The organism is Marinobacter nanhaiticus D15-8W, assembly GCF_036511935.1.
Lineage (GTDB): Bacteria > Pseudomonadota > Gammaproteobacteria > Pseudomonadales > Oleiphilaceae > Marinobacter_A > Marinobacter_A nanhaiticus.
The window spans coordinates 3,542,257-3,556,082 of sequence record NZ_AP028878.1; the positions used below are offsets into that span (position 1 = coordinate 3,542,257).

A 13,826-nucleotide genomic window follows, 5' to 3' on the forward strand; every position below is an offset into this window, starting at 1 on the left:
AGGGTTACTTCAGGCGCTCTTTCGCGCTCAAAAGGTCGCGATACCGGTCCTGCATCTTCGGGTCGTTAAAGTATTCATGGCGGTTGGTCCGCATAAACTTCTCGATCTTGGAGATTTCGTCCTCGATGGCACCTACTTGGTCACCGCCGGCGCCCGGGACCACAGTGGCCACCGGATTCACCTGACGGGCCAGACCGGCCAGCCATTTCAGGGCCTCGGGATCGCTGCCAAGCGGCTTGTCGTCACCCAGGCGCGCGCCCATTAGTCGGTCAGCGAAGCCTTCAGGAGCGGATGACAGCAGGCCTTTCACCATGTTGATGTTCTGCTTGTACTCGCCGCCCCACTCTTCCTTCAGGGCCTGCACGGATTCGTGCATGAACTCGGTGTCAGCCTCTGCACGCTCTTCGAGTTGCGCCTGGACATTATCGAAGTGCCACTTTACGACCTGCTTCACGTGGTCGTTCGGCATATTCAGTTCGTGAGCAGCCTTCAGGAATTCGTCAAGATACGGCTTGTCATCCTCACCCACTGAAATGCCATCAACATCGAGGTCATACTTTTCCGGGGACTCAGGGACACCGTTTTCCAGTCGCCACTGCTTAATGTCTTCCTCGGTGGCATCCTCGGGCAGCTTGCGGGAGAACTCCCCGGAGGACATCTTCTTCTCCAGGTTCTGTGCCCACTTGACCACATCGCTGATGCTGTTGAAACGGTCGAGCTTCTTCGCCAGCTTCTCGTCTTCACCGGCCAGTTGAGCGCGCCAGTCGTCAGGCCAGGTCTGTTTAGCCTGGGTGTCGGTCGGCTTATCGTCGCCCTCACCGGTCAGGATGTTGCCGCCCTGCTCCGGCTTGGCTTCGGTGGTTTCAGTGGTTACCGCCGGATCCGCAGGTGTCTGCGTGGCGGTGTCTTCCGGAGTCGTTGTTTCTGGTGTTTCAGTTGCCGCTGCTGCTTCAGTCATGGGTCACCTTTCTTATGGCAATAAAAAACCCGCTCTATGGCGGGCTTCATCACGCTGCTTGAGGTTTACTGTTTGGCCTGCTTGATCGCGGCCAGGTTGATGTGTAGTAGCTTCACGATCTGGAGCCCGACGAACCGGCGCCCCTCAGCGAACGTGGTTTCACGGTCACTTCCAGGGCGATACGACAGGTCATAGGTCAGGCAGGCCTTGTTAATCAGGAAGTCCAGGGCCCGCTTCTGCATATCAGGCGTTGCTTCACCAGAGGCCAGGGACTGGATAGCGCGAACGTCTGCCGGCTCCCACTCAGGCGGGAAGCAGGCTGCTGACTTGTCAGGCTTGCTCATTGCATCTGTTCCTCAGCCGCCGCCAGTGCCTGGCCAGCTTTGCCTGCCTGCTCCCCAATTTCGGCTGCAGTGGCCGCCTGTTCGGCTGCTTGCTGCATTTGCTGCTGCTGCTGCATCTGGGCGACACGCTGGCCATACTGGTCCTCAGTGGAGATCCAGCGGGCCGGCACGCCAATGCCATCCAATGCATCACGCAGGGCAATACTGGCGTTGAAGTTGGCCAGGGCATTCGGGTCCATCTGTGCGGCTTGGGCCAGGAACTGGCCAGCCTCAAGGAAGCGGTCGCCTTTCTCGCGCTCGACAGCATCCTGCAGCGGTGACTGGAACTTGAACTGCACATCCTGACCGCGCAGGCTTTGTGGGATGTCTTCCGGGGAACCGAAGGCACCGGCGCGCATGAGGATGTCGAATGTCGCTTCACACAGGCCGCCGTTGTACTCGTACTCCATCGGCTGGAATATCGGTAGCGCCTGACGGATGTACTCCTGAACCCGCTGTGACACCTCAGTGGCCGTCATGTCACCGGTGCCGCGGGGCAGCGTCAGCTTGTTCAGGTAGAAGGCCTCGGCAATCATGTTGCGCGTGTCGGCCTGCATTTCCATACCAAGGGGGATGCCGTTCTTATCCTGGGTAATCGGCCGTAGAACCTCACCCAGGCGCTCGTCGTAATCCGAGTCCACCCAGGTGATACCGCCGGCATAGATGCTGATATCGGAGCGAATCGCCTCCTGAACCGCAAGCATCGGCGGATTGGTTGCCTTCTCGCCAGCCTCGAGCAGTACGCGGGTCATTGCCTGGATCAGGCGGGCATCAGGCAGGGCCGCAACCGTAGCAGGTGAATAGGCGTACTGAGAGCCCGAGACAGTCTGCCATCGGGGGATGACATACATCTTGTTGTAGACGCCAACTTCCTCAATGATGTGGCAGTTGTCGACGTCCAGGTAGATAGAGACAAAAGGCGTGTTCCAGCGCTGCCCCGCCGGGGCTTCGTAATGCTCTGCCGGGATCACGACGTGCCGCACGTTGATCTCTGAATGTGGACTCTTGGCCAACTTCTCCTTGGCGCCGGCGCTCATCTTCTTCTCACCGAAGATCGACGCCAGGTTGCGCAGGCTCGGCTTCCATTTGCGGTGGACTTCACCGACTTCACCCTCGGCATCCTCGGCCCAGGCCACGTCACGCAGGTGCCAGCAGCGATACAGCAGGCCGTCGGCGTCACGGTTCAACTCGACTGAGATGGCGCACTGCCCAAAGGTGCCGAAATCGTGATCACCTTCCTTGGTAGCGCGGACGAAACGGGACTTGCGGTCGTACATCGCACGGCGCTGAACGCCGGACGCCCACTCAAGCCATTTCTTGGCGGAGTTGTCTTCCCGGGATTCTTCCTCGGCGCGCAGGCTGAACCAGTCGTCACGGCGCAGCATGGCGGCAAAGCTGTTACCCAGGTCACGGCGGGCCATAATCGGGTAACTGGTCATCAGGTTGTCGGCGAACTCATGCCCGATATTGCGCACCACGGTGAAGTCAGCGCGCTCCGGGTAGAAGTTGTCCGCAATTTCCTGCCACAACTGCAGTAACGACGTCCGCTTTTCGAACAGATGATCGCCCTGCTTGATCAGGTCTTTCGCGCGCTGATCCATTTAGCCGCCCAGTTTGCCGGAGGATGAAAGGATGGTGCTTGCACGGCCGGAGCGCTGACGCTGACGAGCCGCAGAGGCCTTGCGCGCCTTCATTAAGGTTGCTTCGTCGGCGTCAGGCATTACTGTCGGCTCTTCTGGCTCCGGCATGTCTGGCGTGATGGAATCAACTGCATTGTCGGCCGCATCCTTCCCCTGCTTGGCGCTCTCGCTCCACAGCGGGTTGATCGCCGTTTTTACTACCTTCTTGGCGCTACTCATCATCGTCTCCTGGCTGATTGGTGGCCCATGACGACGCGAGGCTTCCTGCCAGTCTGGCCGCCAATATTCGATTTCCACTGGTCATGGCTGGAGGCCATTTTGTCGCCGCTGGACCAGGCCATCGTGACTGAATCACCGTGGTCAGTAGAGCGGCCAAGGCGCTTGATCAGCTTGTCCTTTGGCTCGATCTTGATGGCCGACTCCCCGCCCTGGCGGGTGACCTCAAACGTCGGGGCTGTCAGGTCGGCCAGCAACTTGTTGCTCGGCGGGAGCGCAATGGACGATCCGCCAGGCTGCGCCGGGTCCAGGGCCTCACGGAAGCGCCACCAGACCTCTGTGCGGCGATTGTTGAACTTGAGTTGCTTGTCCTTGCTCCGACGCCGCGATTCTTCAGCGCCTTTGTAGGCCACCACTGGGATGCCGTTATCTTTGAGGTGGGTGTAGACCGTGCCGCCGTAGCCGCCGCCGCAGTCCACAACCACTGTCGCGTTATCCCGGCGATTAGCGATCACCACGCCAGACACGTCAGTCCCAAGTGGCGTCTTCTTGCCCGGGATCTCGATCTGCTCTGCAAACCAACTGTCGTGGCGCGGGGACAGGATGTTGTTGTCATCACCACCCTGGGCCACGTCGACGCCGATGGTGCACATTGGTATGCCTTGAGGGGGCTCGGGTGTCCAACGGTTCTGTGCGGCAACCACCCATTCAGTGGGTATCAACTGCCACGGATTGTCCTTGATGCCTGCGTCGAACCGGCCATCGCGATAGGCGTCACGCAATTCCTTCGGCAATGCGTCTAGAACACGCTCGTATTCGCCGTCTGCAGCAAGATCCGGGTTGTCTGAAAGCTTGGCCGGTATAAAGGTCCTGGACTTGGCGTAAACGTCCTTGCCGCCGATCAGGTGGGGCCCTGGACCGTCTACCTCAATCTCGTTGCCTTCTTCATTGCGGGCGTAGTAACGAAGCTCGCCGGGCTTGGCGGGGTTCGGGTGTTTCGGGTCAAGCCATGCGGCCCAGTGCTCGATGACCCACAGCCCCTCAGCCGTTGTCGGCGGGTTACCTGTAGCAACCACCCGGCACCGCTGGCCTGGCGTCGTCGACCGGTTCCAGATCGTGATGAACTCATACTGCGACTTCAGGAAGTCAGTGACCTCGTCGAACACGATCAGATCGTGCGGGTCGCCCTTGTAGCGCTGCTTGTCAACTTCCATTTCGCAGCCGCCGAACTCAATGCTTTGGCCGCCAACCTTCCACTTCAGGTCTGTACCGTTCCAGCCGGAGCGGTCGCCATCGAATATCTTGCCAAGTAGTTCGGCCTCAGCCAGCTTCTTAGCGTCCTTGTTGATTCGGCGCAGGATCAGTGAGCGCTGGTGTTCAGTGACCGCCAGGCCGCACGCCAGGGCAGACTTGCCACCACCAGCCTGGCCGCCGTAGAACAGCTCATCCGCCTCACAGAAATAGGCATCAGCTTGTGGGCCGGGATTTGGCACCCATAACCGGTCTTTCGTAGCCTCTACAGCCAATTGTTCAAGTTCTGAGCGCTCTTCTTCAGGAAGGCCCTGAATCCGCGCCAGGATCTCATCAAGACCGCTCACTGCTCTTTGCCGCCTTGGTCAACATGAATGCAACGCGACGGGCCAATTCGTTGTCCGAGATATCCTTCATCTCGATCGGGCCGCCGTCTTTACCGGTAAGCTCTACCTTCTCGGCGTACATGCCCTTGTACTTAGCTAGCATGTCTGCGCCACGCAACACATTATTGGCGTCAAAGGTGTATGCCGGCTTCATCTCACCGTCTTCTGTTTCAACCAGGACAGGATCACCCTTGCGGTCTAGCACTGGCTTTGCCTGCCTGCATCGCTCGATGGTGTCGGTAATGGTCGTCAGGATATACTTGACGGTGATGTCACATTCTTCAGTCATGGCTTCCATCTTTTCTTTGATGTAGGCCTGAGTGTATGGGTGATTCAGGTACTCGCTGCCGTGGCCGCGGCTTGAGTGATGAGCCGACTTTGGATAAAGCGCGCGGTAGCAGGCTGCCGCGTCACTGCGGACTTCATCAGGGCCGCCCAGGTACAGGTCGGCAAAGTGGCGCATCTTGGCCTTGGTGTTTTCTGTGGGATTAGCACCAAGGCGAGACATCGCTATTACCCAAGCTCCACATAGTTCACATTGGCATCAGTGGCGCCCTCGCGAATGATGGCGAAGTGCGTCGCACCGCCGGGCACCTGAATGACGTCGATCAGGCCGTCCACGAACTGGTAGCCGGTTGATGCAGTCACAGTGACACCGCTGCCACCGAACAGGATCCGGCAATTGGCGCCAGACACTGAGAACCGAACCGCCTGTGTGCTTGCATTCAGCGGGCCCACGGCTGAGCTAGATGCGCCGGCCGTAACATCAGCGCCATCGCTGACAGGGAGGACGCCACGGTCATACGTGGGCGTCGTGGCATACTGTTGTCCAGGCATTAGGCAACCCTCTTTGGAAACTTTCGTGTGGCCCGGGAGCGCACGTTCTTAGCTACTGAGACGATGATTTCCCCGTCCGTAATCTGGTACTCCACCGTCCAGGTCGCCGTAGACTCATCAGCCAATTTCCGCTCATGGGTAGAGCGCATCCAGCCGGTGAAGCCCGCAGGCGGGGAAAGGTAGTCGTTGACGTCATCGCCGATGGGGTAATCCGTCGCAGTGGCGCCGTTCTTGAACGTCATCTGCTCGCCGCCTGAGACGACGGTGCCACCCTGCTCTGTGATCTCTACCGGGAGCGTGAAGGCGTTGGCGTAGGCGTCACCTGAGTAGCCGACACCCAGCTTCTGGTTCGCCATGATGCTGTTCGAGTCGCAGAGGATGGGGATCTGCACAGGATAGGCAGAGTACGGCCCCACATAGCCAAGCTCGATGACGTTGGCGCTGAAGCTCCCCAGGTTGAGGTTCATCAACTGATGTCCTCAACCGTGTCGGTAAACGGGATGCCGTAGCCGTCGCCTGTCAGGATGGTGACCGTCACGGTGTCATTGACCGCTGCTGCACTGGATGACAGATCGATCGGGCTTGTATCGCCGTTCGCATCGGTGGTGACGCTGTTGGAGTAGTACAACTGAGTGCCATTCAGCGCAGTACCAGCCACAACCCGCACCTGAATACCGCTCTTGCTCGCCTGGTCGGCGCCATCCTTGTTCAGGTTATAGGACGGTAGGCCGGGAATCTCTGTTACCGCATCTTCGGTAGTGATGTAGAACGAGTTGAGGCTTGTGGTAGAGAAGCCGCCAAAGGGATCGTTTAGCGCCGTCGCGCTTCCGTTGCGCCGGCCATTGGATGAGGCGGTGATAACGCCATCGGCCTGCCTGCCGGTGAAGCCAGATAGGTTATTGCAGGTTACCGTGACTACCTCGCCCTCCAGGGCCGACAGGTCATCACCAAGCCCGGTCGTGATCTCGACCCACCCGGCTGAAGCAGGGACTGTGAAGCTGATGCCGTTTTTCTGAAATAGCAGCGGCGAGTTACCTAGATCATCGAAGGCGCGATAGATTCCGAGGTCGAAAGTCCCTGTACCTGACCCGCCCTCTGAATAGATAAAAACCTTGTCCAGCACCTGGGCCGCATTTAATGTCGCGATATAAGGCGCCTCGTCGGTGATGCGCGCCTGCGACTGCGCGGTGCTTCCAACTGCAGTGCAACCTATAGTCTGAGTCATATCATGCCGCCAAATCTGCTACACGTAGCGATGGAATAATATATGGGTATCCGTTCGAATCAACCGTGGTTGGAGCGCCATAGCCCGGCAGGTCGGAGGCAATAATTACCTCATCAATAAAGAACCATTTTTGGCTGTCGTCATTAGGATCTGAAATGTACGGAACGCTATTCCAGTAATCGCCAATACCCCAGTTTCCAAGCCCATCCCTAGATGTCGGTAGTGTGCGTGTATTCGATTGCTCAGCGATCAAGGTGTCGTCAATCCACAGGCGAATGAAGCCCGTGTTATCCTTAGCGACCTTGACGCACAACTGCATCGCAAACCACTGATCCAGCGGAACATTGATAGTCCCAGCCGTGACGCCACCCCCCCCGCTTTCGTTTTCGATCATGATGGTCTGTATGTTGGGGTCAGCCCCCGATGGCTGCTGCACCTTTCGGTAGGCAGAAGGGATTTTTACGTAGACCTTCAACCCGCCGCCAGGGTAAGAGCCGAAATTCAGCCATTTAACGCCCGTCAGCCCCATGTCCGCATCTTTCCCACACTCAGCAGCTTCTGCGTCACTGCCAAACAGGTAACCAAAGGAAAATGTTGATGGGAAATAGAAGAAGACCCTTGACCATACGGTGTGCCCAGGCGTCACCAAGGCATCCATGCCGGCTGACTCAGTCATTGACTGGTTGTTGGCAAAGAAGTGGCCGCCCCCGCATGTTGGCGCTACATCACCGTGGTTAGGCCTCATCTTCACGCACTGAGTGCCAGATACTGATCGCTCATTGGTAACAAGCGAATAACGCCAGTCTGAATCTGCAGTATTCAGTGTTTTTGTGGAAAAATCGTCAGAGAACAGCGCGGTAAACGCCCCTGCAGTCGCCGCCGTCGTGGTCGCGTTGTAGGGCGTGCACCATTCTCCAGGGTTGCCCGCAGAGTTCAGGCCTCGGTGCTCTACCGAATATGTCGTTTCAGCAGTCAGGCTCCCTACGCTCAGGCCGCTGACTGGAGAACCGCCGTCTATACGCGTTTCATATGACGCGGCACCATCGCCGTCGGTGATTACTCCAGTAATCGATGAAGCATTCACTGATGGCGTGCCAGCAACAGGGGCCGCTGGTACGGCAAGCGTAATGGCATTAACAACCGTGCTATAACCGCTCTGAACAGAGCCGTCTGTGGCTGCGCCGCGGTAGTAGTAGCGAGTGTCCTCCGTCAGCGTAGAGACAACGTAATTGAAGTCGCCCTCAGTAAGCCCCGACGCAATGACAGACCACCCGGTCGAACCGTTCAGGCTGCGCTCAAGCGAATACGATATTGCACCGTTAACCGGCGTATCGAGTGATACGGACTGGGTATATGCGTCGACTGTGGCAACCGAAATGCCCGGCGAAGTCAGAGGCAGCCCTTCAAGCGGCGTGACGGCACATAGGACGCTTGGATTTGCAGCGGCGCCCCTTGTGTCCCACTGTTGGTTATTCGCCATGCGGCCCTCTATCGAAAATTACGCGCAAATCGATGCCCGTCATGTGTAAACTGGATTGCTCTGCGACTAACGCTAGGCACGAACGCATCACGTCAAATGGAGTTGTTATATGAAGAAGCAAATTGCCGGAGGCAAGCTCGACAAGCCGGTACGCCTGGTTAAGCGGCTACTGCCAAAGAACCGTTGGGGCGATTACATGACCTCGCTGCTGACTTTCGTGCTCTACCAGGGCCGCCTACCAAAGCGAGAAGGCGGTGATCTGAACGATGCTCTGTTCGCGCTGAAGACCTCGGACGAGATCCTAAACCCGCTGCGCGTCTTCGTGAGCGACAAGCACCACCTGAAGCAGTTTGTGAAGGCCACCGCGGGAGACGAGTACAACGTACCAACTGACGCCGTATTGCAGAGCCTTGAAGCCGCTATGGAGTACGACTACCCGGCTGACTGCGTGATCAAACCGACCCATATGTCCGGCGAAGTCATGTTTCGCCGAGAGGGTAGCCCGGTGGACTTCAAGCGCATGGCGCGATGGTTCGATTCGAACTACTACAACTGGACGCGAGAGGCGAACTACAGGCCGCTCAAACCGAAAGTTATCGTTGAGCCCTACATCTTCGGTGGTGAAAGCTGCGAGGATTACAAGATCTTCTGCGTCAACGGCGAACCGAAAATGATCTGGGTAGACCTCGACCGCCAGGGCGACCACCGCCGCAACTTCTACACCACCGATTGGGAGTTGCTGCCTGTGTCTATGGTTTACCGCCAAGGCAAAGATATACCCAAGCCCGCCAACCTTACCGAAATGCTCGATGTCGCCCGGCAACTCAGCCGCGACTTCTCAATGATCCGGGTTGACCTGTATTCGAACGGTGAAAAGCTGCTTGTCGGCGAGCTCACCAACTGCTCAGAGGATGCCCGCGGCCGAGTGGTTCCAGTCGAGAATGCGCCTATCGTCACCAACCTGCTGTTCGGCAAAGCAGGCCTGTCATAACCTCAAGGGCGGCTGTTGTCGCCCTCACCCATCAACTTGCGGTGCAGCTCGATCTCTCTGCGTTCACGGCGCTTCTGCATGCGGACATTGAACAGGTATGTTGCAATACCAATCGCGATACTGAACAGCAGGCCCAGAAGGCCCATCCACTGGTTGAAGGTAAGGATACTGCCTCCAGCGATGACGGCCGATCCAGCATAGGGGATGTTCTGGGCGGCTGTTTCGATTTTGGCTTGGACGGTCATCCCTGCTTGCCTTTCAAGATCGTGCGTTTATCCCAGGTGCGAGCCGCTGCATAACCGGTGTAACCAACGCCGAACAGCGTCCAGAGAGCGTCAGGGATAGCTGCAAGCCAGGCCTTCATGCCGTCGGCGATAGACTGCGCCAGGGCAGGATCGAAGGCGCTGAGAATGCCCATCGGGATGCTGGCTAGGATCATTAGGTAGATGACATACAGGAATGACGGGCGGGCCCGGCTTGTCCAGGGGTCTTTGCTGTTGGCCTCAGCCAGAATAGCCGACATGCGCGTCTCAAGCTCTTTCAGCTCGCCGTCCTGCTGCATCTGCAACAGTTGAGCCTTAGCCTTCTCGCGCTCGACCGGATCGGGGAATATCTTGTCGATCAGCTTGCCGCCTACACCAATCAGGCCGTCGATAATGGGGATGCTGAGGCTCACAGATAACTCCTTGCCAGGTCATAGCAGGCAATCAGTCGACGCATCCAGCCGCGGCCGTAACGGTCGTCAAGGTGGTCGAGTAAGGCGTAATCGTATGCCCGCTCTACGGCGTAACCCTGAGCCAGCTTAGCCGGGTCACACATGTTGGTGGCCTTGATAGTCATTGGCCCCATGATGCCGTCAGGCTTGGCGCCAGAGGCTAGTTGCAGAAAGCGGACTGAATCGGTGCAACCCTGATTGACTGCGCCATCGAACACCTGCACAGCAACTGCAGCCGGCAATTCAGAGCAGCGGCAGCGCTGCCAATACTGCTTCAGGTAGATTTCGGCTGCATCGGCCTTTGTCGGCTTGCCGTGCTTCCAGGCATTCGGATGATAACGACGGGAAATCCCGTAAACAGTCTCGCCGCCGGGGTCGTGCGGATCGTTCACATAGCCGCCCTCAAAGCGCAGAACGTGCTCTAAGGCTTGCTCGAATACGCTTTGCATGAAGGCTCCGAATTTCAGGCAATAAAAAACCCGCGAGGCGTGAGCCTGCGGGTTTCTTGGGCTATCGATATGCTGTTTGACCGTCGTTGACCCTTACTCTAGGGGCAACTTCCAGTAGAGTTTCAAGCTACCTTCCTGGTAGGAAAAAGTCAAGCGGCGCGCTTTTCTTCCGCCACAAATCCCATTACCTGCTCAAGTCGCGCATAACCATCGCTCACCCGCTGCCGGAACACCTGAACCGTGCAATCCAGCATCTCCGCGCAGTCGCCATCATGGTACGTGATCTCAACGCCGCTCTCCGGCACGAACGGATCTCGGGCGACAACCTTCGTCTTGCCACGGAAGCAGCGTTCAACGCACAACGCACCGCGCTGTTTCTCGCTCAACTGTCTCAGTCGCTCGGCCGCAAGTTGCTGACGCGGGCTCACCTCTCGACGGTGCATGCGATCTACCTTATGCCCCAGGGTGCAGAACCCGCTGAACCCCGAGCCTTTTGGAATCTGGCCCCAGAAGTCAGCAGCAATTCCCATCACACTGCGACTCTCACCGATAATGCTCTGCTGGTCGGCATCAGCAAACAGATAGTCAAGGTAGATCTCGACCTCCTGCTGAGCCTTCCGACGCCATTCACGCTGTACATCAGTCTTCCGGTTCTGCTCTGCCATAACTCCCCCGATATTCCAGCCCGCGCTGTGGTTTACTGCTGATCGTTAATACCCATTCTGGGTAGACTTCTGCCCGTTTTGGGTATAAGCCGACGGCTTCCCGTTCAATATCTCCCGCATGTGCTGCTCGTCCGGCTGCTTCTTGAGCCAGGCTTCGATCTCAGAGCGCAGCTTTCGCCCTACCCGCATCTGGTCTTTCATCCACCGGGCGTAGCACTCGCGTTTGAATAGGTCTTGGTCAGCTTCGTTCATACCGCACCGTCCTGGCGCTCTTCACGCAACATCAACTCAAGCCGAGCCAGCGCATTCCAGGCCGCATGGGCCGCATGCCGCAGATTGGTGTCCTTGTCGCACTGCTCGCCGGCTGCCTCACTGAAGTAGTGGCGCAGCATGGCATCAGAATACCGGGCCTGGCCGTTCTCCACGCTCATCCAGCCGTTATCGGTGTACTTGTTGGCGCCATAGGTGCCGACCTTGCCTACCTCTGTCAGAGCCAGCGAGAAGCCGCCGAGCACCAGGCTCATGCGAGTCTTGCCGGCGTCCAGCTTTGCGCCTGGCTCGTGCGCGTCTTTGCCGGATGGGTCTGATTCACCGACCTTGAGCGTCTCGCAATCAACGCAAGCGATGCCGTAATGGCGCTTGTGGGTGTCGCACCACTTATCCAATTGAAACGTGCTCATGCCGCACCCTGAAGCCAGGTCGCTTCGAGTTCGTCTTCGTTGAAGTTCCAGTCTTCCTGGTCGCTCATAACTCGGACCGGTGCCGTGATCGTCTTGCCCCACTTCGGATCCGTGAGGAAGAACGCCTGCTGCGGGTATTCGAAGTTGAAGTTCATGCTGGCTGTCCACTCGTCGTAGCCCTTGAGGCTGCCGTTGACGATGACGCTGCCCATGTCGATCAACTGGTGGAAGTGACCCATCAGCAGGATGTCATAGGGCGTCTCGACGCTCTGCTCTCGTGTCATCTTCTTGTAGTGGCCGCGCATGATCGGCGAGAAGATCCCGGCGATGCCGTTGCCGCCCTTGAACTGGTCACCGTGGGTCATGTGGTAGCGGGTGCTGTAGATATTCCAGCGGGCGTCAGTCTCAAGCGGGATGTTGAACGTGACTTCGGACCGACCTTGGAAATGACGCTCAACCAGCTTGTAGATCAGCCAGTCGAACGAGTCCTTGGCCCGGGTCTTGGCCTTCGGCTTCTTGTGGTTGCGACCGTGGTTGCCGGTGACACATGGCACATAGAGTCGGTCAAAGTGAGTGAGCAGCATTTCAATGCCGGCGATGATCTGCCCTGACCAGTAGAGCACCGTATCCATGATAGGCGCCTCGTTGGTCTCGGCCAGTTCCTCATGGATATTGCCGCTCACCATGTCGCCACCCAGGGGAAGCACCAGGCCCTCGATGTCGATCCCGCCGCAGTGATGCTTGCAGAGCGTCAGGACGTTCTCAAAGAAGCGCTGGAGCCTGAGTGTCGCTATGGTCCGGTTATAGGCGTTCACGCCGTTGATGTGCCGGGGCTGGACAACCTCATCAAAGTGAGTGTCCGACAGCATGGCCGTGGCGATCGCTCGATCCTGGCCCTTCTTCTTGCTGTACAGCCACTTCGGCGGCTGAGTCGGCTTGCTCATCAGGTGGCCAACGAACCGTTGGAAGCGCTCGTCCTCGATCTTCTGCTCGGCCAACTCCATGACCTTGCGCTTTTCCTGAGCCAGTTGCTTCTTCAGCCGGTGCTCTTCCACCTGGTCGATCTGCTCAACCACGACCCCGGACCTTGACTCCGCGATCTTGTTACGCAGCAGCTCCAGGTTACGGCGTACAGCCCGGCCCGATATGCCAAGCTTCAAGCCCGCTGCATCGCTGTTCCCGTTGCACTCCAGATATACCGCATACGCCTCCCGCTGCTTCTCGGTGGCAAGCGCCAGTTCGCTATCGGTGTACTTCTCATCGATCATGCCGCCTTCCTCTCCAGTTCACGGTTCTGCTTCCGGTAATGCGCCTTGATGGCTTCCAGATCATCGATGCTGTACTTCTTGGGCGCGTGCAGCCCTTCCAGCCAGTCAACCGCTTCCTGACCAATGCGCTGAATCAGGCTGATGCGGTACTCAACGATGTTCCCGGAATCGAAGTTGTTGCACTGCGCGCACTGCTTGTGACAGTTCAGCTCTTCGAACCGGAGTTCGGGCGCAGCCTTGGTGGTTCGGTAGTGGCCGGCGTGGTACTGGCCAGCGGTGTAGCTGCCGCAGCTTATGCAGGGGCGGTCCCGATCGCGCAGCCGGATGAACTTGTTGAACTCGGCCTGGGCTTCCTTCAGCACCTTGCTGCGGGGCTTGAGTTCGGCTTTCTTCTTGCGGACCCAGGCCTTGCGCTCCTGCTCTGACTTCCGCTGCAGCATCTTCCTCCCAAGCTCCAAAGCGCACCGAGTCGAACAAGCCCTGTGCAAGCTGTTCCACTGCGCAAACTTCCCTCCACACACGGCGCACTTTTTCTGCTTGGGGTGGGTCATGTGTTAGTAACCTCCCCACTCGCCCTCAGGGAACCGCTGACCGACGTCAGGCAGCGCAGCGAATTCCGGGTGAAGCTCGTCCTCTGTCTCGGCCCCTTTTGCTGGCGCCTGGTCCCTGACGTTGCTCGGGT

General features: G+C 58.1%; 19 protein-coding genes. 1 reads left to right on the forward strand and 18 read right to left on the reverse strand.

The genetic code is table 11. The features are described 5' to 3' along the window. Positions 1-4 precede the first annotated feature (4 nt). From RE428_RS15755 to RE428_RS15800, 10 genes are all read right to left on the reverse strand, one after another. A complete protein-coding gene (locus tag RE428_RS15755) occupies positions 5-958 on the reverse strand; it encodes a hypothetical protein (RefSeq protein WP_338381146.1) in 954 nt (317 codons plus the stop codon). A 65-nt stretch (positions 959-1,023) separates the two neighbouring features. Beyond that, positions 1,024-1,302, reverse strand: coding sequence for a hypothetical protein (locus RE428_RS15760; protein ID WP_004582885.1), 279 nt, complete (start codon positions 1,300-1,302; stop codon positions 1,024-1,026). Further along, on the reverse strand, positions 1,299-2,942 hold the full coding sequence (locus RE428_RS15765; RefSeq protein ID WP_004582886.1) for a portal protein: 1,644 nt from the start codon (positions 2,940-2,942) through the stop codon (positions 1,299-1,301). Before RE428_RS15765 ends, RE428_RS15760 begins: the two co-directional genes overlap by 4 nt. Further along, on the reverse strand, positions 2,943-3,200 hold the full coding sequence (locus RE428_RS15770; RefSeq protein WP_004582887.1) for a hypothetical protein: 258 nt from the start codon (positions 3,198-3,200) through the stop codon (positions 2,943-2,945). Beyond that, the gene (locus RE428_RS15775) at positions 3,200-4,795 is read right to left on the reverse strand and encodes a terminase large subunit domain-containing protein (protein ID WP_004582888.1); all 1,596 of its coding nucleotides are present in this window, start codon (positions 4,793-4,795) and stop codon (positions 3,200-3,202) included. Before RE428_RS15775 ends, RE428_RS15770 begins: the two co-directional genes overlap by 1 nt. Next, positions 4,782-5,342 carry a terminase small subunit gene (locus RE428_RS15780; protein WP_004582889.1) on the reverse strand — a complete coding sequence of 187 codons (561 nt, stop codon included), beginning with the start codon at positions 5,340-5,342 and terminating at the stop codon, positions 4,782-4,784. The genes RE428_RS15775 and RE428_RS15780 overlap by 14 nt, the downstream gene beginning before the upstream one ends. 5 nt (positions 5,343-5,347) lie before the next feature. Beyond that, positions 5,348-5,671 (reverse strand): hypothetical protein, encoded by a 324-nt coding sequence (locus RE428_RS15785; RefSeq protein WP_004582890.1) that lies wholly within the window; start codon positions 5,669-5,671, stop codon positions 5,348-5,350. Next, entirely contained in the window at positions 5,671-6,138 is a 468-nt protein-coding gene (locus RE428_RS15790) for a hypothetical protein (protein WP_004582891.1), read from the reverse strand. The genes RE428_RS15785 and RE428_RS15790 overlap by 1 nt, the downstream gene beginning before the upstream one ends. Further along, the gene (locus RE428_RS15795) at positions 6,138-6,896 is read right to left on the reverse strand and encodes a hypothetical protein (protein ID WP_004582892.1); all 759 of its coding nucleotides are present in this window, start codon (positions 6,894-6,896) and stop codon (positions 6,138-6,140) included. Before RE428_RS15795 ends, RE428_RS15790 begins: the two co-directional genes overlap by 1 nt. Position 6,897: 1 nt before the next feature. After that, positions 6,898-8,376: a heparin lyase I family protein gene (locus tag RE428_RS15800; RefSeq protein ID WP_338381147.1), complete on the reverse strand. Its 1,479-nt coding sequence runs from the start codon at positions 8,374-8,376 to the stop codon at positions 6,898-6,900. A 109-nt stretch (positions 8,377-8,485) separates the two neighbouring features. Here RE428_RS15800 and RE428_RS15805 point away from each other — a divergent pair, with 109 nt between their 5' ends. Further along, positions 8,486-9,367 (forward strand): ATP-grasp fold amidoligase family protein, encoded by an 882-nt coding sequence (locus RE428_RS15805; RefSeq protein ID WP_338381148.1) that lies wholly within the window; start codon positions 8,486-8,488, stop codon positions 9,365-9,367. Between the two features lie 2 nt (positions 9,368-9,369). On the opposite strand, the gene RE428_RS15810 is transcribed toward RE428_RS15805, so the two are convergent. The 8 genes from RE428_RS15810 to RE428_RS15845 all read right to left on the reverse strand — a co-directional run bounded on the left by RE428_RS15810 (position 9,370) and on the right by RE428_RS15845 (position 13,695). Then, complete coding sequence (locus tag RE428_RS15810; protein ID WP_004582896.1) at positions 9,370-9,612, reverse strand: phage holin family protein; 243 nt, start codon at positions 9,610-9,612, stop codon at positions 9,370-9,372. Further along, positions 9,609-10,043: a holin family protein gene (locus tag RE428_RS15815; protein WP_004582897.1), complete on the reverse strand. Its 435-nt coding sequence runs from the start codon at positions 10,041-10,043 to the stop codon at positions 9,609-9,611. Before RE428_RS15815 ends, RE428_RS15810 begins: the two co-directional genes overlap by 4 nt. Continuing rightward, positions 10,040-10,531, reverse strand: coding sequence for a glycoside hydrolase family 108 protein (locus RE428_RS15820; protein WP_004582898.1), 492 nt, complete (start codon positions 10,529-10,531; stop codon positions 10,040-10,042). Before RE428_RS15820 ends, RE428_RS15815 begins: the two co-directional genes overlap by 4 nt. 149 nt (positions 10,532-10,680) lie before the next feature. Further along, the gene (locus tag RE428_RS15825; protein ID WP_004582899.1) at positions 10,681-11,196 is read right to left on the reverse strand and encodes a hypothetical protein; all 516 of its coding nucleotides are present in this window, start codon (positions 11,194-11,196) and stop codon (positions 10,681-10,683) included. Between the two features lie 45 nt (positions 11,197-11,241). Beyond that, complete coding sequence (locus tag RE428_RS15830; RefSeq protein WP_004582900.1) at positions 11,242-11,448, reverse strand: hypothetical protein; 207 nt, start codon at positions 11,446-11,448, stop codon at positions 11,242-11,244. Further along, positions 11,445-11,876, reverse strand: a complete 432-nt coding sequence (locus tag RE428_RS15835; RefSeq protein WP_004582901.1) for a dATP/dGTP diphosphohydrolase domain-containing protein — start codon at positions 11,874-11,876, stop codon at positions 11,445-11,447. The genes RE428_RS15830 and RE428_RS15835 overlap by 4 nt, the downstream gene beginning before the upstream one ends. Further along, positions 11,873-13,144: a hypothetical protein gene (locus RE428_RS15840; protein ID WP_004582902.1), complete on the reverse strand. Its 1,272-nt coding sequence runs from the start codon at positions 13,142-13,144 to the stop codon at positions 11,873-11,875. Before RE428_RS15840 ends, RE428_RS15835 begins: the two co-directional genes overlap by 4 nt. Beyond that, positions 13,141-13,695 (reverse strand): recombination protein NinG, encoded by a 555-nt coding sequence (locus tag RE428_RS15845; protein ID WP_040883755.1) that lies wholly within the window; start codon positions 13,693-13,695, stop codon positions 13,141-13,143. Before RE428_RS15845 ends, RE428_RS15840 begins: the two co-directional genes overlap by 4 nt. Between the last annotated feature and the right edge of the window lie 131 nt (positions 13,696-13,826).

Excerpts from the sequence above, each read along its gene's own strand:
- RE428_RS15830 (WP_004582900.1), bottom strand. The coding sequence starts at position 11,448 with ATGAACGAAGCTGACCAAGACCTATTCAAACGCGAGTGCTACGCCCGG.
- RE428_RS15840 (WP_004582902.1), bottom strand. The coding sequence starts at position 13,144 with ATGATCGATGAGAAGTACACCGATAGCGAACTGGCGCTTGCCACCGAG.
- RE428_RS15835 (WP_004582901.1), bottom strand. The coding sequence starts at position 11,876 with ATGAGCACGTTTCAATTGGATAAGTGGTGCGACACCCACAAGCGCCAT.
- RE428_RS15770 (WP_004582887.1), bottom strand. The coding sequence starts at position 3,200 with ATGAGTAGCGCCAAGAAGGTAGTAAAAACGGCGATCAACCCGCTGTGG.
- RE428_RS15805 (WP_338381148.1), top strand. The coding sequence starts at position 8,486 with ATGAAGAAGCAAATTGCCGGAGGCAAGCTCGACAAGCCGGTACGCCTG.
- RE428_RS15820 (WP_004582898.1), bottom strand. The coding sequence starts at position 10,531 with ATGCAAAGCGTATTCGAGCAAGCCTTAGAGCACGTTCTGCGCTTTGAG.
- RE428_RS15795 (WP_004582892.1), bottom strand. The coding sequence starts at position 6,896 with ATGACTCAGACTATAGGTTGCACTGCAGTTGGAAGCACCGCGCAGTCG.
- RE428_RS15845 (WP_040883755.1), bottom strand. The coding sequence starts at position 13,695 with ATGACCCACCCCAAGCAGAAAAAGTGCGCCGTGTGTGGAGGGAAGTTT.
- RE428_RS15810 (WP_004582896.1), bottom strand. The coding sequence starts at position 9,612 with ATGACCGTCCAAGCCAAAATCGAAACAGCCGCCCAGAACATCCCCTAT.
- RE428_RS15785 (WP_004582890.1), bottom strand. The coding sequence starts at position 5,671 with ATGCCTGGACAACAGTATGCCACGACGCCCACGTATGACCGTGGCGTC.
- RE428_RS15825 (WP_004582899.1), bottom strand. The coding sequence starts at position 11,196 with ATGGCAGAGCAGAACCGGAAGACTGATGTACAGCGTGAATGGCGTCGG.
- RE428_RS15790 (WP_004582891.1), bottom strand. The coding sequence starts at position 6,138 with ATGAACCTCAACCTGGGGAGCTTCAGCGCCAACGTCATCGAGCTTGGC.
- RE428_RS15800 (WP_338381147.1), bottom strand. The coding sequence starts at position 8,376 with ATGGCGAATAACCAACAGTGGGACACAAGGGGCGCCGCTGCAAATCCA.
- RE428_RS15755 (WP_338381146.1), bottom strand. The coding sequence starts at position 958 with ATGACTGAAGCAGCAGCGGCAACTGAAACACCAGAAACAACGACTCCG.
- RE428_RS15760 (WP_004582885.1), bottom strand. The coding sequence starts at position 1,302 with ATGAGCAAGCCTGACAAGTCAGCAGCCTGCTTCCCGCCTGAGTGGGAG.
- RE428_RS15765 (WP_004582886.1), bottom strand. The coding sequence starts at position 2,942 with ATGGATCAGCGCGCGAAAGACCTGATCAAGCAGGGCGATCATCTGTTC.
- RE428_RS15780 (WP_004582889.1), bottom strand. The coding sequence starts at position 5,342 with ATGTCTCGCCTTGGTGCTAATCCCACAGAAAACACCAAGGCCAAGATG.